This is a genomic window from uncultured Tenacibaculum sp., assembly GCF_947502995.1.
Taxonomy (GTDB): domain Bacteria; phylum Bacteroidota; class Bacteroidia; order Flavobacteriales; family Flavobacteriaceae; genus Polaribacter.
On record NZ_CANNBW010000002.1, the window covers coordinates 245,992 to 266,724 of the forward strand.

Here is a 20,733-nt window from a genome sequence, read left to right on the forward strand (position 1 = left end):
ATTGATGTAAAGAAAGCAGATATACATTTTTTAAAAGAATTTGTAGTCAGTTCAATTACATTTGAATAAAAATTATACTGATGAAATTATTTTGGAAAACTACATTAGTAATCATTTTCATGATTTTAGCTGTAAACTGTAAAACTAAAGAAGCTAATGCTAATGTGAATTTAAGTCTTAATACAGATATTACAACTAAACTTAAAGAGAGGGTAAATAAAGAAATTGAAAAAGAATTCGATTCAAAATTTTTATCGAGAGGTGAATTAGTCATTAAAAAAAAGGAAGTATTAATTTTCGATTTCAATGAAGATGATCTATTAGATGGTGTAGTGTTTCTAAGTTTTTTTAGTGCAACAGATAATTCCTTTAAGAGATCGATTATCATGTACTACAAAAATGATGGTAAGCAACTTATTTTAAAAGATAAAATAAAGAAAGACTACTGTGTGTTTCCAGAAAAAGATGCAATAAAAAATATCCAATTCGAAGCAGCTCCAAAAATATATGCAAGTCAAGTTAAACCTAATGAATTAGGCCTAATTGATGAGTCTTTAAAACAAGAAAGTATTGTTTCTCTAGCTGATGATAAATTAATTTATGGTGAAGTTATAAGTTCAGATCATTATGATGTTAATAATTCTCATAAAGTAGAGCAAGAAAGTTATTATAAATATACTTCAGCAGAAAGCGGACTTATATATAGAGATAAACCCGATGGAAAAGTATTAGGAAAGTTTCCCTACGGAAAAGAAGTTCATGTGGTTGGAAAAACTGGATTGAAAAAGACAATTTACGATCAAGGAAAAGAAGTAGAAGGTGAATGGGTTGAAGTTGCATTGGATGAATATTCTGAAAAGAAAGCTTTTGTATTTGATGGTTATTTAAAAGAAATACACGAATTAGATCGACAAAAATTGATAAAAGTAGCACCAGTTGTATTCGAAAAGAATCGAAAAAAAGGGTTAATCTTACCTGGAACATACAAGGTTTTTAATCAGAAATTAAAACATACAAGCGATATTACTTTAGATGATATAAGTGAAGTTTATGTGATTAAAAAAACAAAATATAAACGTCCTTTACAGTCGAATCAAAAGTATTGTGAATGGGCAAATTATGTAGAGGTTATTTTAGCAAGAGAACATTTTATCTTATTTGGAGAAAATATCATCTCAATATCTTCAACTGAAGAAATTGAACTTTCCGAGAATAAAAAAGTAGCTTTAGTATTGGGAGAAAATTACTCAATGGGAGCTTCAGACGAAGATGGACTTACAGGCTGCGATGATTATAGTAATGTTTTTTTAAAAACTGGAAATACCTACGAAGTACTGTATCATAAACCTGAAAAAGTAGGAGATAAGTTGGTTGCAAAAGTATTTGTTCATGATGAAGGTATGGGTGAACGAATATCTGAAATTAAAGCAGAAGATGATGCTATTCTTTTACATATAGCACAAGGTTTCCAAGAAGGAACAGGTTCTTATAAAATGAAAATTTTCAAACAAGATAAGTGGTACTGTACAGAAACCGATCATAAAAGAGAATATTAATAAAGGAAATAGATCATACTTAAAGCAATAAGTAACATAAAAGGTCCAAAAAAGAAAAGCAAAGCGATAGTTAACCAAATTATCAGCTTTGTTTTACTGAAATTTGATGGATTATTTTTCAAAAGCAATTCGTTTACTTCATCAAGAGATAAATTCATAATACTTTCTTTAGAGATATTTTGATCAATCAAACCATGATATTTTAATCCTTTTTTATAGCCCTTAATAACTTCTTTTGGATGGATTAAAAAACTAAATCCCATTGCCCAAATACTCATAATTCCAATAGGAAAGTGTTTCCACATTCCGGTAGCAATTTCCCAACCAGCAATATAAGCTTCACCTTTCCATGTCGTATCACAATCAAATAAAATATGTTGAATATCGTGTATGTAAACTATCTTTTTTCTAAAATCTGAGTTAGGTAATTTTAAAGAGAAATATTTGAATTGAAGCGAGAAAAAATCTTCATTTTCACCACCGTTTTCAGCTAAATTATTTTCAGTATAAAATCGATCTAATTTTTGAGCAATTGTCATGGTTATGAAACTTTTAATGTCGTGTTTATAAGTTACAGTAAAGTTATGTATCGTGAATGAAGAACATCTTGACAATTATCAAGAAATTAATTTAACGTTAAGGTATGTCAAAACAATTTAATGTATTAGTTTTGAGCTCAATTAACTCAAATTTAAATTATGAAAAGAATTGCTTATTCATTATTAATTGTCTTAACTCTAATCGTTTTAACGAGTTGTGAAGTTGAATGGGAAACAAAATTCAATAAAGATGGAGGCGGAAAATATAGTATGATTATGGATATGTCTGCCATGTTAGAAATGACAGCAGGAATGCCGAGTAACAAAAAAAAGAAAGAGAATGAACTAAAAGATACTGTTATCGATTTTTCTAAAATTTTAGAAGAGAAGAAAGATAGTATAGCAAAACTTCCTGCAGATGAACAGAAGAAATTAAAAGAATTAGAAGATTTAAAAATTACTATCGATGCAGATACAGCGATTAATAAAGCTATTGTTAGAATCGATTATGATTTTGATGATTTAGAAGACTTAAAGTCTGTTGGAAAAAAAATGAGATTAGCAGACCTTGATAAGTTTGTTAAAATGGGAAGCAAAGGAAAAATGAAGAAAGAAAAGGAAGATGATGCAGAAGAAAAGAAAGATGATAAATTTCCAGCGATTACTGATATGCTAAATATTGAGTATTCAGATAAAAAATTCGTTTCTAAATTATCTGAGGAGGCAACAAAAGAGATCAAGAAAAATTCTGGTGATAATAATCCTTTTGCAAGTTTAATTAAGTTTAAAGTAAGATATATTTTTCCTCACAAAATAAAGAATGTAAGTAACGAAGATGTTCGAATTTTATCTAGTTTTAAAGGAATAGAATTTAATGTAAGTGTTGCTGATTTAAGTAAAAATCCAGATTACTTAAATGTCGAGGTAGAGTTCGAAAAGTAATACAACTGTAAAACTAAAATACTTAAAGACCTGTGATGTTATTAGCTTTACAGGTCTTTTTGTATTCCAATAAATATTGTTAAAACTCGTTGTGCATTTGGAACAAAATTCTGTCAATTCGAGTGGTTTTTTGGAATGAAATGAAGAAAAAGTGTATCGAGAATAAGAGTTTTAATTCTGAAATAGTTCTCGATACACTTTTTCGAACCTCAAAAGCACTCGAACAGACAATTTAATATTGTTTAAATTTCTAAATGCACAATGGGTATTGTTCAAGTTATTTTAGCGATTCTTATTTAGCTTATCTCTTTCTGTTTTACATTCTATAATTTTTTTAATCGCATTATCATTATTCGGATTTAAGTTTAACGATTTAGCATAATTTTTTATGGATGTGTTCCAATCCTTTTTATCAAAATAAGCTTCGCCTAAACTATCATAAAGATCAAAGTCATTAGGCATTAATGAAATCCCGTAGTTAAAAATTTTAATAGCTGTTTCTGGATCTTTTTTGTCTTTTAACCATTCATATCCTATAACATTTATTCCCCAATTTAATCCCTTGTTTTTTAATTCTTCTTCAGAATATTGTTCAGGATTCATTTTTTCTTGAAGGAACAAAATAGGATTTTTAGTATCATTATATTTGGTATAATGTTTATAAGCTATCGATTCTTTATTCTTCTTAAATAAGTCAATCATCATTGTTTTATGATTTCCTTTTTTTAATTCCTTTTTCAAATCTATTTCTACATATTCACTAAAATCTGTGTATAAATAAACTCTAATTTTAAGTGAAGTTAAATCATAAATTGTCGAAAACTGTGTGGCAGTAACTTCCGAACTTTCAGTTTTCATATGATCCATAACCTGACTACAATAATCTAAACTAGCTTTACCTTCTGTTGTTTTTAAAAATTGTAAACCTTTCTGAAACCTAGGAATATCAACTTCTTCAACAGACTTTATTTGAGAGTAGTAAAAGTTAGAAAATGATTTTTCTTCATCATCTCCTATAATTAATAATTCGCCTTCAACTATTAAATATGTTCCAGATTGATCTACAAAAACTAACATACTGCTAGAAAGAAAGCTTAAATCGATAGTTTCTAAGTATTCTTTAACTTCTTCTACAGTAGCCATAGTTTGCATGATATTTCTAATGGCTTTAACAATTGATACTTTAGTTTTTCCTTCGGTATTTGTAATAGGTAATTCTGAATTTGCAAAGCCATCAAATACTAAACCAGCTTCATTTATAGCACCTTGAGCAAAATTATTGATTCTACCCATGTACATGACGCCAAACTTTTTATCTCCAGCGTTCTCAAACCAAAACTGATTATTCGGACTTAGAAAATCTTCGTTATTACCGACAAATGTTTTTCCGTTTTTAGTTATTTTATACATACTACAAGTATGCCCAATACTGGGATATAATAAAACACTAATTAGTAGAGTAAGAATGAATTTATTTTTCATTTGGTAGTCTTTGATATAAAGACTACGCTTTTTTTTAGTTGTTACTCTTTTTCAAATACTGAGATTAAATTTTTATAAAACTCTTTTTTATTTGCATTATCTGGTAAACCTGCTACTTGTCCGTCGCCCAATTCCATGATAATCCATTCACTAGTTTTCTTTTGTGCTATATCCATAGTAAAAAAATTACTTTTAATCTTTAGAGCTAATTTTTTAAATTCAATTTATAGTTCTGCTTGTAGATTTTTTAATCTTGATAAATCATCAAAACTTGCAATAATTTTTTTTCCATTTCTAGAAGCTATAATAGTATTGTTTTCTGATGAAATATCTAACTTTCTACTTTCCATATAGCTAATAAAACTAGCTTTATGATCTAATTCTATAGCTCCAATAAGTTGAGGAAAAGTAGTTGGTATTTTTTCTAATTGATCAAATTCAACTTTAGGTATTGTCTCAGAGTTTATAGCAATAACCATTGTTCCTTGTCCGTAATTAGCACAGAAATAAGCATCAGCATTTAAAAGACCGACAGCAATCATTCCCATTTTGTGTTCAAAACCTTCTTCAACATAAAAATGGCCATCGGTAAATTCTTCTATTTGATGCTTTTCTCCGAAGCTTTTTAATTCATTTGCTTTTATTAATAAATTTTCTGGAATTCCACTTTTAGTATTAGACCAGCCCCACATCCAAGAATAATCATTAAAAGAAAGTGAACCAATTACTTGAATAGGAAAACTCAGTTCTCCAAAATATAACTTACCTTCATTTAAGTTGATGTTCCAAGAAGAACCTCCAGTAATTTCATTAAAAATAATTTGCTTTTCAAAAGATAAACCAGCATTTTCATGAAGTAAATTAGTAAAACTTATTTCAGTTTTGTCATTTGTGTTTTCAGTTTCTAGTTTAGGTGTTTCAATTACTTCTTTTTTACCGAATAATTTTTTAAATAATCCCATGATGTTACAAATTAGGAAAGGTTAGTACAGTTTCATTATCTAGATTTTTAGTCCATTTTAAAATGATATAAGAAACTAGTTGATCTTTTTTATACTTCAATTTAGCGTCAGGTTTGGTAAATGATACTTTTTTTAAAAGTTCAAAACGAATTCCACTATCAAAATTCTGCTTAGCAATTTTATTTTCAGGAATAATATTACTTATTGAAGCATCAGAATTCAAAGTGACTTTATAAATTAAAGGTTCTTTCGTTTTAGAGAAAAGAGTTGGGTTAATATTACCTTTTAATCTCTGTACGAATTGATAAGCTATTGGTTTGTTTTTATGTTTTTTAGAAATATTCCTTAATATATCTTTATGATTAATTGAAGAACTTAAGAGAGCAGTGCAAAATGAAACTTCGATTAAATTTTGTTCGTTTTTAAAACCCAAAATAAAAAATGACACACCATTTGAAGGAATAAAATGGCAAGAGCTTCCTTTTTGACTATTAATGAAAATCTGATCATTAGAATTACCTTTAAATAATTCTTCTATTTTGATCTTAGATGAATAAAAACCAGGATTTTTATTAAGTTCTTTTATAGATTCAAATTGAACAACACCTATAAAATCAGCATAAGAAAATGCATTTATTAGTTTTATCGAAGAGCAGCTACAAGCAAAAGACTGATAACTAGAAGTTATTAAAAGAAACAATAAAAAGTATTTAAGTTTCATAATTATTTCCCTCTAATTCTACTAAAAGTTTCTGGAGTCATGCCTAAAAAAGAAGCCAAATGTTTGGCTGGAACTCTATTAAATAGTTCTGGTTTTTTAGCAAATAAATCGTCATGTCTTTCTTGAGAAGTATGTAGTAATAAACTATCTAAACGTTCTGCAAGATTTATGTATAATTTTTCTAAAAATAAGCGACCTAAATGTTCTAACTTATGGCTTTTAGCAGAAAGCTCTTCTAAATCTTCTCTGGCTACCATAAAACAAGAAATATTTTCAATTGCTTCAATATTGTATTTGCTTTTTTTACGTTGAATAAAACTATCTATCGCAGTAATACTTTCTTGTTCAGAAGCAATATGAACAGTGATGTCTTTTCCGTCTCTAAAATAAAATACACGCCCAATTCCTGATATCAGAATGTAAAAGTGTTTACAAATACTATTTGCAGGATGAATTAATTCTCCTTTTTTAAATTCTTTATAAACTGCAATTTTCTGTAAAGCGTCTGTTATTTCTCCGTGTTGTAATAAGAATTCAGCATTTTTTAAAAACTCTTCCATAGTTATAGCAATTCATTTAATTCTTCTATAAAATCACGTTTATTCGATAATCTAGGAACTTTATGTTGTCCACCTAACTTTCCTTTCATTTTTAACCAATCGTAAAACAAACCTGTACGAGCTTGGTGAACTTTAGGCATATTTAAAGTCATGTTATTGTATCGTTTTGCTTCGTAATCAGAATTACAATTTTTTAAAGCATTATCTAGAATTTCAGTAAAAAAATGTAAATCCTGGGGTTGTTTTTCAAACTCAATAATCCATTCATGTCCACCGTTCTTATTACCATTCATAAAAATAGGAGCAACAGTGTAATCTTTTATTGTCGAGTTTGTTTTTTCACAAGCAGATTTTAATGCTTCCTCTGCATTTTCAATAATTAATTCTTCTCCAAAAACATTAATATGATGTTTGGTTCTACCTGTAATTTTAATTCGGTAAGGATTCGTAGAGGTAAATTTCACTGTATCACCAATTAAATATCTCCAAAGACCACCATTTGTAGTAATTACAACAGCATAGTTTACATCTTTTTTAACTGCTGAAAGAGGAATAGCTTTTGAATTTTCACCATCGTATTCATTCATAGGAATAAACTCATAAAAAATTCCATAATCAAGCATTAATAAAAGTTCGTCAGAATTATTTCTATCTTGAATAGCAAAGAAACCTTCAGAAGCATTGTAAGTTTCGTAATATCTAAAACTCTTTTTAGGAATTAATTTTTTGAATTGCTCTCGATATGGATTGAAGTTTACACCGCCGTGAAAATAAACTTCTAGATTAGGCCAAACTTCTAAAATATTGTCTTTACCGGTTTTTTCTAAAACTTTATTTAATAAAACTAACATCCAAGAAGGAACTCCAGCTAAACTAGTAATATTTTCTTGTATCGTTTCATCAATAATAGCCTCCATTTTAGTTTCCCATTCACTCATTAAAGCAACTTCCTGTTTAGGAGCAGAGCTATAATCTGCCCAAAACGGCATGTTTTCTATAATGATAGCAGATAAATCACCAAAGTAAGTGTCGTTATCTTCGTAAATAGCAGAACTTCCTCCTAATCTAAGACCTTTTCCAGTGAATAATTGTGTTTCTTCATTATTATTAATATACAAGCCCAACATGTCTTTCCCAGCATTGAAATGACACTCTTCTAAAGCTTCATTACTAACAGGGATAAATTTACTTTTAGCATTGGTTGTACCACTCGATTTCGCAAACCATTTAATTTTTGTTGGCCAGAATAAATTTTGTTCTCCCTTTCTACAACGTTCGATAAGAGGTTCTATGGTTTCATATTTCTGAATAGGTACAGTGTTTACAAAATCTTCGTAATTTTTTATTTTAGAGAATTTATGAGTTTTTCCGAACTCAGTATATTTTCCAAGAGCAACCAAATTAAATAATAGTTCTTGTTGAACATCAGTTGGGTACTTTAAAAAGAGTTCCATTTGATGTTTTCTTTTTTTTAAAAACCAAGTGATAATAGAATTTATAAACTGGAACGGCATTTTTGAGTTCGAATTTGTAAGTTTGTTCTTGGCTAAAAATAGTAAATTTTACAACATGCAATACAAGGGCGTTTTAAAAAAAATGAATACTGAAAATCTTGATACAGTTCAGTATTATTTAGATATGCAATCCGATTTTATTAATGTAAATCAGTTACTTAATAAAACAATTACATTAACTTTTGAAACCTATGAGTGTTTGTCTTGTGGTTTAGAAAAGCAAATTTATCGTCAAGGATTTTGTAAATCATGTTTTTTTGAAACTCCAAATGCTGGAGATTGGATTATGCGACCTGAATTAAGTAAAGCACATTTAGGAGAAGAAGACAGAGATTTAGATTATGAAAAGAAAGTTCAATTACAACCTCATATTGTGTATTTAGCTAACTCTAGTAATGTAAAAGTTGGGGTGACTAGAAAAACACAAGTTCCAACACGTTGGATAGATCAAGGTGCGCACGAAGCCATTGAAATTGTTGAAGTACCAAATCGTTATTTAGCTGGTATTACTGAAGTTGCATTAAAAGAGCATGTAGCCGATAAAACGAACTGGCGTAAAATGTTGAAGAATGATATTGAGGATGAAGATTTAATGAAATGGCAAGAACGTTTACGCGCTTTTATTCCAGAAGAAGTACAAGAATATTTTATTGAAAATAATAAAGAGACTACAATTAATTTTCCAGTAGAGAAATATCCTGAAAAGCCAAAGAGTTTAAATATTATAAAAGAAGGAAGTTATTCAGGTAAGTTAGTAGGAGTAAAAGGACAGTATTTTATTTTCGAAGACAATACTGTTTTTAATGTAAGAGCAAATGAAGGATTGGTAGTAAGTATATCTGTTACTGTGTAGTTTTAACCCTTGTGAAAAAAAAAGTATTATAAAATTAAAAAGCCGATCTTAATGATCGGCTTTTTAATTTTATTTCTTAACTAACTCGTAGTTGTTTTTCATTTTTAATTGACTCAATACATTTAAAGCTTCATCTAAATAAATGTCTTTTTTAAGGTTTTTATGCCAAGCCATTCTTTTGTCTTTTAAAACTGTATCTTTTTTAAATAAAGGAATTTCATACTTTGGAGAAGAAAAAGTCAAGTCAGATTTAAATTTAAAAATATCTTTAAACTGCTTTGCTTCTTTTACACGTTCTTCAGACTCTTTTTTGTATGTGCTGTAATTTAAAGAGAATGTATTATCATCTTGATTTTTCTTTAACCATTTAGCATACTCATTAATCGATATAAATTTAGAGTTGCTATTAATTCTTTCTTTACTAGCACTAACAACTTCGCCAAAATTACTGTAAGTATCAGTTTTTGTATACTTAGCTGGTTTTACACTATCCCAAGGTAAAGCTCCATCTAAATCACGTTCACCAAACTCCATATAACTGTAGCGATCAGGCATAGCAATATCAGAATATACTCCTTCGATTTGAGTAGATCCGCCATTAATTCTATAGAATTTTTGAATTGTCATTTTTAAAGCTCCTAAATCTCCTGGATATTTTTTAACATAGTAATTTAAAGGCAATAAATTCTGAACTGTTCCTTTACCATAAGTTTGTTTACCACCCATTACAACACCACGTCCATAATCTTGCATTGCAGCTGCGAAAATTTCTGAAGCAGATGCAGACATTTCATTAACCATAACAACTAATGGGCCATCCCATTGCACGCTACTATCAGTATCATTTTTAATGTTAGCAGGTTCTCCTCTATATTTTACTTGAACGATAGGACCTTCATTAATAAATAAACCTCCTATATCAATAACGGTTTTTAATGAACCACCACCATTGTTTCTTAAATCAACTATTAATCCAGCTACATTTTCTTTCTTTAAACGCTCAATTTCTAGTTTCATATCACTAGCGGCATTTCTTTTCTTAGTATCGTTAAAATCGATGTAAAATTTAGGAAGATTAATAACACCATATTTCTTTCCGTTTTTTTCTACAACACTAGATTTAACAAACGTTTCTTCCAATTCAACAATATCTCTAATAATTGGAATTACCTTAGTAGAACCATCTAATTTTTTCTTTACAGTTAATCGAACTTCTGTTCCTTTTTTTCCTTTTATGAAGGTGATAGCATCATCTAAACGCATTCCTGTAATATCAAGAGGTTCTCCATCTCCTTGAGCTACTTCTAAAATAATATCACCTGGTTCTAAATCTCCTTGTTTCCAAGCTGGTCCTCCAGAAATTAGTTCTACAATTTTAGTGTACATACCTTCACGTTGTAAACGCGCACCAATACCTTCAAGTTTTCCAGACATATCTTGATCAAATCTAGACTTGATTCTAGGAGACATATACGTTGTATGTGGATCAAAACCACCAACTACACTATTTAAAAATGTTGAATACCAATCAGAATTTTCTAATTCTTCGATTCTAAGGTATAAATCATCCATATTCTTTAAAACTTCTTTACGAGCTTCTATCTCAAGAGTTTCAAAAGATTTTTTCTTGTAATTTTTATCTTTTTTGATTTTATCTTTCTGTAAATCTTCAAGGTCATCAATTTTACTAATCACTTGAAGTTTTAATTGTTTGCGCCAATGATTTAGTAAACCTGCTTCATCTTTAGCAAAAGGTACCTTATCATAATCAACATCAATGTCTTCATTTTTTGTATAATTGAAAGGCTGCTCTAGCAAAGCTTTATAAGTTGTTTTAGCAGTTTTGATTTTTTCTAAAAATCGACCGTAAACAAGCTTGTAAAAACGAATGTCAGATTTTCTTAATTGATCATCAATTTCAAATTTGTATTGAGAAAATTCTTTAAGATCTTCTTGAGTAAAGTAGCGTTTATTAGGGTCTAAACTTGTTATAAATTCATTGTATACATGCTCAGAAAAATCATCATTTAAATCTTTTTGAACATAATGACCTCTGGTAAGTAAGTTCTTTAGTACATAAATTATGAGTTTGTCTTTTTCAGGATCGTTCTTTTCAGAAACAGTTTTTCCATACGTAGTGCTGCTTATTAAAAGTGCAGCGAAAAATGGGATAAGTACTTTCATCTTCATAAATCTTCAGTCGTTTAAATAATTTTAAAATTACTGGTATTTGCTAAACTACTAAAATAATGCCAATTTTACTAGCTCTTTTTTCTTTTGTAAATGCCTTTAAAGGCTTCTTTAATTAATTTGTGATCAGGACTCAAATACTGCCATATTTGAGTAACAGACCCATTATCGTTTTTTTTCCAAATGATTTTGTTATAATATGGTTGCTTTTTATTTTGAACAACTTCACTCGTTAAAATCATTTCATTATTCTTATAACTTCCATTGGTTTCAAGAACAAAACCTTTATTGTCTATCCATAATTGATGACATTTTTTATCTGAAATATCATAATAACTATAACTTGTTCCTAATGAGTTTCCATTAGTAGAAGTCCAGTTTTCTTGAATAGCACAAGCATTAGGCATAGATTTTATATGGTTTTCTCCAATTAATTTTCCTTCAGAATTAAAAACATTCCAATTACCAATCCAAAAATCAAATTGATAGTAAGCTTTATCACTGCAAGGTTTTGTATTTGGGGTTTGAGCTCTTATACTAGAAAATAGTAATGAAATAAAATACAGAAGTAATAAAAGAATAAACCGTAACATAAAACGTAATCACTTAGTGTTTTACAAGATTAGGCATTAATTTGACATATTTATCTTTACGAAATGTTAAAAAGAACAGCTAATTTTTTAATGTATATTTGTTATTAATAAATTAAAAAACAATGCAAGAGAAACCTTTGATTTTAGTCACTAATGATGATGGAATTACTGCTCCAGGTCTTAGAATGCTTATAGATATAATGAATGAAATTGGTGAAGTAATAGTTGTTGCACCGGATAGTCCGCAAAGTGGTATGGGACATGCAATTACTGTGAATAATGTATTGCATTGTAATCCTACTTCTATAGATGACGGTCCTCAAATAGAATATAGTTGTTCTGGAACTCCTGCGGATTGTGTAAAAATGGCAAAGAATAAGATTTTAAATAGAAAACCAGATTTATGTGTTTCAGGAATTAATCATGGATCGAACTCATCTATCAGTGTAATTTATTCAGGAACTATGAGTGCTGCTGTAGAAGCTGGTATAGAAGGAATTCCAGCTATTGGTTTTTCATTGCTAGATTACAGTTGGCATGCTGATTTTCGTTCTTCAAAAGAATTTGTTAAGAAAATTGCTTTAAATGTTTTATTGAATGGTTTACCAGATGGAGTAGTGCTAAATGTAAATATTCCGAAGCTAAAGAAAGATGAAATAAAAGGAATAAAAATTTGTAGACAAGCCAACGGTTATTGGAAAGAAGATTTTGATAAACGTAAAAGTCCAATGGGAAAAGAATACTATTGGTTATCTGGTGAGTTTGTAAATAATGATAAAGGTCAAGATACTGATATTTGGGCTTTGGAAAATGGGTTTATATCTGTTGTGCCAGTTCAATTTGACATGACAGCACATCATGCTATTCAAAAATTACATTCATGGGATTTATAAATAAAGATGTTGTTATCGGGTTTTTAGTCTCGATTTTCGCTACATTTTGTGGTTTTTTCATTTATGTACAATACGTTTCTCGTTTTGGTTTTTCAGAAACAATAGAAATGTTACAACAAGGAGGTGTTTTTGGACCCGTAATTGCATTAGCTGCTTTGCCTAATTTATTTGTGTTTTTTATTTATCTAAAAAAGAAACAAGACTTAAGAGCTAAAGGAGTATTGTTGGCTACTATTTGTACAGCCATTTTTACCTTTTTATTAAAGTTTATATAGTGTAATGAAATATTATATAGTTGCAGGAGAAGCTTCTGGAGATTTACATGGTTCTAATCTGATGAAAGAACTGTTTAAACATGATAAAGAAGCTAATGTTCGTTTTTGGGGAGGTGATTTGATGAAATCTGTAGGAGGAGAATTAGTTGTTCACTACAAAGATAGAGCTATAATGGGTTTTGTAGAAGTCATATTAAATTTACGTAAAGCTCTTGGTTTCATTAAATTTTGTAAGAAAGATATTGAAGAATTTCAACCTGATGTTGTCATTTTTATAGATAATTCAGGTTTTAATTTACCTGTAGCTAAGTGGGCAAAGCAAAATGGGTTTAGAACCAATTATTATATATCACCTCAAGTTTGGGCAAGTAGAGCAGGTAGAGTAAAATCTATAAAAAGAGATGTAGACAAAATGTTTGTGATACTTCCTTTTGAAAAAGATTTTTACAAAAAGTTTAATTACGAAGTTGAATTTGTAGGTCATCCTTTAATTGATGGAATAGTAGATAGAGAACAGGTTGATGAAGATGAGTTTAGGAAAGAGTATGATTTAGGAGATAAAGAGATTATAGCCTTATTGCCAGGAAGTAGAAAACAAGAAATTACTAAAATGTTGAATACAATGCTACTTATGGTTGATAAATTTCCAGATTATCAATTTGTTGTAGCTGGAGCTCCAAGTCAAACGAAAGCATTTTATGATAATTTTCTAAAAACTAGTAATGTAAAGTTTGTTGATAATAGAACTTATGATTTACTCAGTATTTCACATACAGCTTTAGTTACATCAGGTACGGCAACATTAGAAACAGCTTTGTTTAAAGTACCGCAAGTAGTTTGTTATAAAGGAAGCTGGTTGTCTTATCAAATCGCTAAGAGAATTATAACTTTAGATTATATTTCTTTAGTGAATTTAATTATGGATAGAGAAGTAGTAAAAGAACTTATTCAGAATGAATTTAATGAATTTACTTTGGAACAAGAATTAGAGTTACTTCTGGAAGAAAATAAAAGAAAAGCTCTTTTCTTAGATTATTTTGAATTGGAAGAAAAACTAGGAGGAAAGGGAGCATCAAAAAAAGTAGCAAAATCAATAATAGAAAGTTTAACATAAAAGTACAATAGTGATAAAAAAAATACCCCAAATTATTTTTATTTTATTTTTAGCATATGGTTGTTCTTCATCAAAAAGTGCAAGTTCATCAAAACGCTATAAAACTAAAAAAAGAGTCGTTACAAAGAAAAGATCTGTAAGAACTAAAGATCTTTCAACATTAGCAAATAGAATAATTGCTACAGCTAACACTTATAAAGGTACAAGATATAAGTATGGAGGAGTTACAAGAAAAGGAATGGATTGCTCTGGCTTGATTATGACTTCATTTCAAAAGAACGGAGTTTCTTTACCACGAACATCATACGATATGTCTAATCAGGGAAAGCAAATTCCTTTAAAAAATGCTAGAAAAGGAGATTTACTTTTCTTTACAACTAACCCTAGAAAACCAAGAAAAATTAGTCATGTTGGTTTGGTCACCTCAGTAAAAAATGGAATTGTTTACTTTATACATGCCTCAACAAAGAGAGGAGTAACGGTAAATAATATGTCTCAAAAATATTATAGAAGAAATTTCGCAAAAGCTAAAAGAGTGTTGTAAAATTCTTTTTTACTACAGTGATCTTTAGAATTAAATATTATTTTTGCAAAAAAAATAATATGAAATTACTAGAGAAATCCACTTTTCTACTACTAACATTATTTTTAGTAGCTTGTTCTTCAGAGAGCACAGTTGTTGAAACTAATTTATCCGATTTTGAAATTACAATTCTTTCTACAACTTCTAATTCTATAGAGTTAAAATGGAGTGAATCTTTTCATTCAAAAGGAGAAAATGTTTTTTATTCAGTTTATTTAGACTCAAATTTATTAAAAGAAAAAACACAGGAAAGAAGAATAATTTTAACTGATTTAAATTCCAATAATGAATATAAGTTAAAAATTGTGGCTTTTGATGAAGAAGAAAATTTCAAAGAGATTACTGAAAAAATTTCGACTTTATCAAATCAAGCACCAAGATCATTTAAAATTGAAAATGCAAATCCTGAAAATATATCAGTAGCGCTTTATTGGCAAAGAGCAACAGATCCAGATAATGATCAAGTTAAATATAATGTTTTTATAAACGATGCTATTGTTTTTCAAAATTTAGAAACTACATATTGTAAAATTGAAAACTTAACACCAAACACTTCTTATGAAGTTAAGGTTGTTGCATTCGATAGTTTAGGGAACGAAACTTATGATGAGTTAACTTTTTCTACAAAAGATGGGGTTTTTAAAGATTCAATAGAATTTAATACACAAGCTTCTTTAGATGCTTTTGGATCAAAAGGATATATTGAAGTTGATGGAAGTTTAATTATCACAGATGGAACTAGTCCTAGTGATCGAATTACAGATCTTACTGCAATAAAAAGTTTAAAAAAGATTCGCGGAAATTTTATAGTTAGGCTAACTAGAGATTTGTTGACTCTAAAAGGTATAGAAATAGAGGAGGTTAGAGGGAATTTAATTGTAGAAAACAACCACTTCTTTGAATCCATAGAAGGGCTAGAAAAGGTTAAACATATTTACGGAGATTTAATAATCAAAGAAAATGTTAGATTAAAAACCTTTATTCCTTTTGATAATTTAACACAAATAGGTAGAATTCTTACTATAGCTAATAATGGTGTAAAAACTATTGAAGCATTTAAAAATTTAGAAGTTGTTAATCATATTTATATAAGAAATAATTGGTATTTAGAAAGTTTGATAGGATTTCATAAGTTGAAAAAAATGGATGAATCCTTGAGAATTAACGATAATACAGAACTAAGTTATATTGAAGGTTTTACCAATCTTGAATCTGTAAATAATTTAACACTAAGTGATATTAAGGCTAATGAGCTTTTCAATATGACAAAATTAAAAGTTGTAAAAGGAAGTTTATCTATTTCAAATTTACCAAATATTAAAAATTTAATTGGTTTTAGTGCTTTAGAAGAAATAAGATATAGTGATTTGTCTATAGGAGGAAATAAAAGTTTAGAAAGTCTAGAAGGCTTAAATAATTTAAAAAGTATAGGAAATAGATTTTCAGTTAGTAATAATGAAAAGTTGAATGATTTTTGTGCTTTAAAGTTAGCGCTTCAATCTTATGATGAAAATTATTATACAATAAGAGGAAATATGTTTAACCCAACTATGGAAGAAATTTTAAATAATGATTGCAAAAACTAAATTACTTTCAATCTATACATTAGTATTATTAATATGTATAGGATGTACAAATGAAGAAGAAATAAATTCAAAACCATCAAATTTTACTGTTCAAATAGAGAATTTAACATTAAATTCGGTTAAAGTTTTTTGGACAGAATCAAAAGATAATGATGGACAAGCAGTTTTTTATGATCTATTTTTAAACGAATCTAAAATTTTTGACAATAAACAAGTTTTAGAATATGTTTTTAATGATTTGGAATACAATAAAAATTATAAAGGAGAAATCATAGCATCTGATCCAGATGGAAATACTATTTCAAAACAATTTGATTTTACAACAGGAGATAAACCTTTACCTTCTAATTTTAATGTATCAGTAGTAGAAAAAGATGCTTACTTTTCTAAAATAGAATGGACAGCTTCTTCAGATAATTCATCAAATGATAAAATTTTATATGATATTTATTTAGACAATGAATTATTGGAAGAAAATAGATCAGAACTTTATTTTTATTTCCCTGAATTAAAAGGGTTGCAAGGTTATAGTGGTAAAGTAGTAGCCAAGAATTCACAAGGATTTACAATATCAAGAACTTTTAGTTTTACTACTAATTTAAAGGTTTACGATAATACATTAAGTATTTCTAGTCAATCTGATGTTAATGAATTTATTAAAGGAGGCTATAATATAATTGATGGAAGCCTATTTATAGGAAATAGTTCTGGAATTGCTACTGATATTAAAGATATATCAGGATTCAAATCTGTTAGAGAAATAAAAGGAGAACATATTAGAATACAGAATACGATATGTGAATCATTAAAAGGACTAGAAAATGCTAAGGCTTCTAGAAGGTTTGTAAGAATAGAAATTACAGATAATGAAGAATTAGAGCATATTAATGAGTTTTTTTCTGTAGACTATGTTACTTACGCATATGTAGCGGGAAATTCAAAAATGAAATCTATTGATGGTTTTAAGAAAATAAAATATTTATCACAATTAAATTTAGTTTTAAATGAATCACTTACATCTTTGAGCGGTTTAAGTAATTTTGAAAGTTTTAACTCTTTAACTATAACAAATAATGAGTCTTTAGAGAATTTGAATGGTTTAGAAAACCTTAAAAGTGTTTTTGATGGATTCGGACAATTTACAATAACAAACAACGATAGTTTAGTTAACCTTAATGGTCTTGAGAATTTTAAAGAAGCAAAACTTTTAGTTATAGGAGATAACAAATCATTAGAAAATTTAGAAGCACTTACAGTATCTAATATTAATAATTTAGTAATTAGAAATAACGATAAGATAACAAGTTTGAAAGGATTAGAAACTTTAGAGAAAAATATTTATTTAACAATTAGAGATAACGAGAATCTTGTAAATCTTTCCGGATTAGAAAATATTAGAAATATAAGGGATAGCTACGATCATGAGTTAATTATTATTAATAATAAAAAACTTGAAAATTTAGATGCTTTAGCTAATTTTTGGTTTGTTAAAGGAAGGTTATTGGTAGAAGATAATGGATTGTTAAATGATTTATGCGGAATAACAAAACTAGCAAAAGAAGGTGAAGAATTTGGTTATTTTACAATTATTGATAACTTATTTAATCCTACAAAACAAAACTTAATAGACGGAAACTGCTCACAATAAGATAGAATTAATATTATATCTATAAATTAGTAATTAAATTAACTTATAATTTATAGAAGTGCAGAATAATAAATTTACCCTTCTAATTTTAATATTTCTTTTAAGTTTTATTTTTTTTAAGGTTAATAAAAACGAAAAATATAAAACGGAAGAAGTCAAAACAGTAGACAAAGCGTTAATATATTTAGGTACACCATATAAATTTGGAGGAACAACTTCAAATGGAATGGATTGTTCTGGCTTAGTGTATACGGTTTTTAAAGATGAACTAGGCATTACTTTACCAAGATCGTCAAGATCGATGAGTACAACTGGAAATAAAGTTGATTATAAAGAAATAAAAAAAGGAGATCTTTTATTTTTTGATATCGCAAGATTAAAAGGAGATATAAACCATGTTGGGTTAGTAACTTCAGTTACTTCAAAAGAAATAAAATTCATTCATTCAAGTACATCTAAAGGTGTTGTGATAACTTCAATGAATGAATCATATTGGAAAGATGCTTTTGCTTTTGCAAAGCGAATTAATATTGATAATTAATTAAGTTTAGACCAAAGTTTATCCTTTAATTCCATTAATCCCATTTGTGCTACTGAAGATATAAATAAAGTTTCTATACCCTTTGGTAATTCTTCTTTTATTTCAGCTTTTAATTCATCGTCTAACATATCAGATTTTGAAATAGCTAACACACGATCTTTATCTAAAAGTTCAGGATTATGCTGTTTTAACTCATTTAAAAGAATATCGTATTCTTTTTTAATATCATCACAGTCTGCAGGAATTAAGAACAATAATAAAGAGTTCCTTTCTATATGTCTTAAAAAGTAATGTCCTAATCCTTTTCCTTCAGCAGCTCCTTCAATAATACCAGGAATATCGGCCATTACAAAACTTTGGTGATTTCGATATTCTACAATACCTAAATTAGGTTTTAAAGTTGTAAAAGCATAATCTGCAATCTTTGGTTTTGCTGCAGTTAAAACAGATAAAAGAGTTGATTTTCCTGCATTAGGAAATCCTACTAAACCGACATCAGCAAGAATTTTTAATTCAATTCTAAACCAAGCTTCTTTACCGTCGATTCCAGGTTGAGCATATCTCGGTGTTTGATTTGTTGGTGATTTAAAGTGCCAGTTTCCTCTTCCTCCTTTACCACCTTCAAGAACAATAACTTCTTGTTCATCATCAGTAATTTCATAAAGAATTTGATCTGTATCTGCATCTCTAATTATGGTACCTAATGGAACAGGAACAATAACATCTGATCCGTCTTTACCAGTACTTCTACTAGATCCACCATCACCACCACCTTCAGCTCTAAAATGACGTTTGAATTTTAAGTGAAATAATGTCCACATATTTTTATCTCCTTTGAAGATTACGTGTCCACCACGACCTCCATCACCACCATCTGGTCCACCTTTTGCAATATATTTTTCACGATGCAAATGTGCAGATCCACGTCCTCCTTTACCAGAAGAAGCATATATTTTTATATAGTCAACAAAATTTCCTTCAGTCATTTCTCAAAAATTAATATTCCCGCCTAAGCGGGAATGTTTTTATAATGTGTCAAAAACGTCTGCTAAACGTTTTGTAATATCTTCAATAGACCCAACACCATCAACACCGTAGAAATTACCTTGTGCATTGTAATAATCTTTTAAAACGGCTGTTTTGGTATTGTATTCGTTAAATCGATTTCTGATTTTTTCTTCGTCAGTATCATCAGAACGACCACTAGTTTTTCCTCTTTCTAAAATACGCTCAACTAATAAATCTTCAGGAACTTCTAAAGCGACCATTCCGTTAATTCTTTCGTTCTTCTCAGCTAAGAATTCATCTAAAGCTTTAGCTTGATCTTCTGTTCTTGGGAATCCGTCAAAAATAAAACCATTTGCCTCAGCATTTTTATTTACTTCAGCTTTTAGCATATTAATAGTAACTTCATCAGGAACTAATTCACCTTCATCGATATATTTTTTAGCTAATATTCCTAATTCAGTTTCGTTTTTAATATTGAATCTAAAAACATCACCAGTTGAAATATGAACTAAGTTATACTTTTCTTTAAGCAATTCAGCTTGTGTTCCTTTACCGGCACCAGGAGGTCCGAATAATACTATGTTTTTCATTTTAGGTTGTGTTGTTAATTGATAAATAGCAGGTAAATTTCTACCCAAACCATTATAGTCTAAACCATAACCAACAATAAATTTATCTTCTAAATTCTTACCGATGTAGTTAATGTGTAGTTCTTTTCTATACACATCTGGTTTAAAAAATAACGAAGCTATTTTAAGTTCTTTAATGTTTTTATTTCTGAAGATTTCGTAAATCTCTTGTAGTGTAGTTCCTGTATCAATAATATCTTCTAGTATGATAACTGTTCTACCAGAAATATCTTCATTAATACCAATTAGTTTTTTTACTGTTTCCCCAGAAGTTGTACCTTCATAAGAAGCTAGTTTTACAAAAGTGATTTCGCAATCTTGATTGAATTCTCTAACAAAGTCGGATGCAAAAACAAAACATCCATTTAAAATACCTATAAATAATGGAACTTCACCTTCAGGTAAGTCATTTTTTACTTGATGAGCAAGTTGTTTAACTATAGAAGAAATCTCTTCCTTGCTTATTAATTCCTTAAAATATAAATCGTGAAGTTTCTTAATTTTCATATATAGGTAAATATACTAATTAAATAAAAAAAACCGT

The 20,733-nt window shown here is 28.6% G+C and carries 21 protein-coding genes; 10 read left to right on the forward strand and 11 right to left on the reverse strand.

Going from position 1 to position 20,733, the window contains the following annotated elements; genetic code table 11:
• Positions 1-80 precede the first annotated feature (80 nt).
• Positions 81-1,556 carry an SH3 domain-containing protein gene (locus Q1A46_RS02660; protein ID WP_299673711.1) on the forward strand — a complete coding sequence of 492 codons (1,476 nt, stop codon included), beginning with the start codon at positions 81-83 and terminating at the stop codon, positions 1,554-1,556.
• On the opposite strand, the gene Q1A46_RS02665 is transcribed toward Q1A46_RS02660, so the two are convergent.
• Entirely contained in the window at positions 1,553-2,095 is a 543-nt protein-coding gene (locus Q1A46_RS02665; RefSeq protein ID WP_299673713.1) for a hypothetical protein, read from the reverse strand. The genes Q1A46_RS02660 and Q1A46_RS02665 overlap by 4 nt on opposite strands.
• 159 nt (positions 2,096-2,254) lie before the next feature.
• Between Q1A46_RS02665 and Q1A46_RS02670 the strand changes: the two genes are divergently transcribed.
• Positions 2,255-3,037 (forward strand): hypothetical protein, encoded by a 783-nt coding sequence (locus Q1A46_RS02670; RefSeq protein WP_299673715.1) that lies wholly within the window; start codon positions 2,255-2,257, stop codon positions 3,035-3,037.
• Between the two features lie 282 nt (positions 3,038-3,319).
• On the opposite strand, the gene Q1A46_RS02675 is transcribed toward Q1A46_RS02670, so the two are convergent.
• Genes Q1A46_RS02675 through Q1A46_RS02700 form a run of 6 tightly spaced genes read right to left on the reverse strand, consistent with a single transcriptional unit; the run spans position 3,320 to position 8,276 of the window.
• Entirely contained in the window at positions 3,320-4,519 is a 1,200-nt protein-coding gene (locus Q1A46_RS02675) for a hypothetical protein (protein WP_299673717.1), read from the reverse strand.
• Positions 4,520-4,560: 41 nt separating this feature from the next.
• Positions 4,561-4,743: an ATP-grasp domain-containing protein gene (locus Q1A46_RS02680; protein ID WP_299673761.1), complete on the reverse strand. Its 183-nt coding sequence runs from the start codon at positions 4,741-4,743 to the stop codon at positions 4,561-4,563.
• Positions 4,744-5,481: a DUF6882 domain-containing protein gene (locus tag Q1A46_RS02685; RefSeq protein ID WP_299673719.1), complete on the reverse strand. Its 738-nt coding sequence runs from the start codon at positions 5,479-5,481 to the stop codon at positions 4,744-4,746.
• Positions 5,482-5,485: 4 nt separating this feature from the next.
• Positions 5,486-6,181 (reverse strand): hypothetical protein, encoded by a 696-nt coding sequence (locus tag Q1A46_RS02690; RefSeq protein WP_299673721.1) that lies wholly within the window; start codon positions 6,179-6,181, stop codon positions 5,486-5,488.
• Between the two features lie 23 nt (positions 6,182-6,204).
• A complete protein-coding gene (locus Q1A46_RS02695) occupies positions 6,205-6,762 on the reverse strand; it encodes a Crp/Fnr family transcriptional regulator (protein WP_299673723.1) in 558 nt (185 codons plus the stop codon).
• A 2-nt stretch (positions 6,763-6,764) separates the two neighbouring features.
• The gene (locus Q1A46_RS02700) at positions 6,765-8,276 is read right to left on the reverse strand and encodes a GH3 auxin-responsive promoter family protein (RefSeq protein ID WP_299673725.1); all 1,512 of its coding nucleotides are present in this window, start codon (positions 8,274-8,276) and stop codon (positions 6,765-6,767) included.
• Positions 8,277-8,331: 55 nt separating this feature from the next.
• On the opposite strand from Q1A46_RS02700, the gene Q1A46_RS02705 reads away from it, so the two are divergent.
• Entirely contained in the window at positions 8,332-9,129 is a 798-nt protein-coding gene (locus Q1A46_RS02705) for a DUF2797 domain-containing protein (protein ID WP_299673726.1), read from the forward strand.
• A 69-nt stretch (positions 9,130-9,198) separates the two neighbouring features.
• Here Q1A46_RS02705 and Q1A46_RS02710 read toward each other — a convergent pair whose 3' ends face one another.
• Entirely contained in the window at positions 9,199-11,319 is a 2,121-nt protein-coding gene (locus Q1A46_RS02710; protein WP_299673728.1) for a carboxy terminal-processing peptidase, read from the reverse strand.
• A 71-nt stretch (positions 11,320-11,390) separates the two neighbouring features.
• Positions 11,391-11,912 (reverse strand): hypothetical protein, encoded by a 522-nt coding sequence (locus tag Q1A46_RS02715; RefSeq protein WP_299673729.1) that lies wholly within the window; start codon positions 11,910-11,912, stop codon positions 11,391-11,393.
• 122 nt (positions 11,913-12,034) lie between these two features.
• Here Q1A46_RS02715 and surE point away from each other — a divergent pair, with 122 nt between their 5' ends.
• The 7 genes from surE to Q1A46_RS02750 are packed head-to-tail and all read left to right on the forward strand — an operon-like array spanning position 12,035 to position 18,552.
• Positions 12,035-12,805, forward strand: coding sequence for a 5'/3'-nucleotidase SurE (surE, locus tag Q1A46_RS02720; protein ID WP_299673731.1), 771 nt, complete (start codon positions 12,035-12,037; stop codon positions 12,803-12,805).
• Entirely contained in the window at positions 12,793-13,080 is a 288-nt protein-coding gene (locus Q1A46_RS02725; RefSeq protein WP_299673733.1) for a hypothetical protein, read from the forward strand. Before surE ends, Q1A46_RS02725 begins: the two co-directional genes overlap by 13 nt.
• Before the next feature lie 4 nt (positions 13,081-13,084).
• Positions 13,085-14,194, forward strand: a complete 1,110-nt coding sequence (gene lpxB / locus Q1A46_RS02730) for a lipid-A-disaccharide synthase (protein WP_299673735.1) — start codon at positions 13,085-13,087, stop codon at positions 14,192-14,194.
• Between the two features lie 10 nt (positions 14,195-14,204).
• Complete coding sequence (locus Q1A46_RS02735; RefSeq protein WP_299673737.1) at positions 14,205-14,738, forward strand: C40 family peptidase; 534 nt, start codon at positions 14,205-14,207, stop codon at positions 14,736-14,738.
• Positions 14,739-14,797: 59 nt separating this feature from the next.
• Positions 14,798-16,363, forward strand: coding sequence for a fibronectin type III domain-containing protein (locus Q1A46_RS02740; protein ID WP_299673739.1), 1,566 nt, complete (start codon positions 14,798-14,800; stop codon positions 16,361-16,363).
• A complete protein-coding gene (locus tag Q1A46_RS02745) occupies positions 16,347-18,011 on the forward strand; it encodes a hypothetical protein (protein ID WP_299673741.1) in 1,665 nt (554 codons plus the stop codon). The genes Q1A46_RS02740 and Q1A46_RS02745 overlap by 17 nt, the downstream gene beginning before the upstream one ends.
• Before the next feature lie 58 nt (positions 18,012-18,069).
• The gene (locus Q1A46_RS02750) at positions 18,070-18,552 is read left to right on the forward strand and encodes a C40 family peptidase (protein ID WP_299673743.1); all 483 of its coding nucleotides are present in this window, start codon (positions 18,070-18,072) and stop codon (positions 18,550-18,552) included.
• On the opposite strand, the gene obgE is transcribed toward Q1A46_RS02750, so the two are convergent.
• Both obgE and Q1A46_RS02760 read right to left on the reverse strand, forming a co-directional pair.
• Positions 18,549-19,538, reverse strand: coding sequence for a GTPase ObgE (obgE, locus tag Q1A46_RS02755; RefSeq protein WP_299673745.1), 990 nt, complete (start codon positions 19,536-19,538; stop codon positions 18,549-18,551). The two genes, Q1A46_RS02750 and obgE, sit on opposite strands and share 4 nt — an antisense overlap.
• Before the next feature lie 39 nt (positions 19,539-19,577).
• Positions 19,578-20,696: an adenylate kinase gene (locus Q1A46_RS02760; protein WP_299673747.1), complete on the reverse strand. Its 1,119-nt coding sequence runs from the start codon at positions 20,694-20,696 to the stop codon at positions 19,578-19,580.
• Positions 20,697-20,733: the final 37 nt, after the last annotated feature.

Bases quoted from the DNA above. Each gene is read 5' to 3' on its own strand.
- surE (WP_299673731.1), top strand. From the start codon at position 12,035: ATGCAAGAGAAACCTTTGATTTTAGTCACTAATGATGATGGAATTACT.
- Q1A46_RS02695 (WP_299673723.1), bottom strand. From the start codon at position 6,762: ATGGAAGAGTTTTTAAAAAATGCTGAATTCTTATTACAACACGGAGAA.
- obgE (WP_299673745.1), bottom strand. From the start codon at position 19,538: ATGACTGAAGGAAATTTTGTTGACTATATAAAAATATATGCTTCTTCT.
- Q1A46_RS02660 (WP_299673711.1), top strand. From the start codon at position 81: ATGAAATTATTTTGGAAAACTACATTAGTAATCATTTTCATGATTTTA.
- Q1A46_RS02685 (WP_299673719.1), bottom strand. From the start codon at position 5,481: ATGGGATTATTTAAAAAATTATTCGGTAAAAAAGAAGTAATTGAAACA.
- Q1A46_RS02745 (WP_299673741.1), top strand. From the start codon at position 16,347: ATGATTGCAAAAACTAAATTACTTTCAATCTATACATTAGTATTATTA.
- Q1A46_RS02675 (WP_299673717.1), bottom strand. From the start codon at position 4,519: ATGAAAAATAAATTCATTCTTACTCTACTAATTAGTGTTTTATTATAT.
- Q1A46_RS02705 (WP_299673726.1), top strand. From the start codon at position 8,332: ATGCAATACAAGGGCGTTTTAAAAAAAATGAATACTGAAAATCTTGAT.
- Q1A46_RS02715 (WP_299673729.1), bottom strand. From the start codon at position 11,912: ATGTTACGGTTTATTCTTTTATTACTTCTGTATTTTATTTCATTACTA.
- Q1A46_RS02700 (WP_299673725.1), bottom strand. From the start codon at position 8,276: ATGCCGTTCCAGTTTATAAATTCTATTATCACTTGGTTTTTAAAAAAA.
- Q1A46_RS02740 (WP_299673739.1), top strand. From the start codon at position 14,798: ATGAAATTACTAGAGAAATCCACTTTTCTACTACTAACATTATTTTTA.
- Q1A46_RS02725 (WP_299673733.1), top strand. From the start codon at position 12,793: ATGGGATTTATAAATAAAGATGTTGTTATCGGGTTTTTAGTCTCGATT.
- Q1A46_RS02665 (WP_299673713.1), bottom strand. From the start codon at position 2,095: ATGACAATTGCTCAAAAATTAGATCGATTTTATACTGAAAATAATTTA.
- Q1A46_RS02670 (WP_299673715.1), top strand. From the start codon at position 2,255: ATGAAAAGAATTGCTTATTCATTATTAATTGTCTTAACTCTAATCGTT.
- lpxB (WP_299673735.1), top strand. From the start codon at position 13,085: ATGAAATATTATATAGTTGCAGGAGAAGCTTCTGGAGATTTACATGGT.
- Q1A46_RS02710 (WP_299673728.1), bottom strand. From the start codon at position 11,319: ATGAAGATGAAAGTACTTATCCCATTTTTCGCTGCACTTTTAATAAGC.
- Q1A46_RS02760 (WP_299673747.1), bottom strand. From the start codon at position 20,696: ATGAAAATTAAGAAACTTCACGATTTATATTTTAAGGAATTAATAAGC.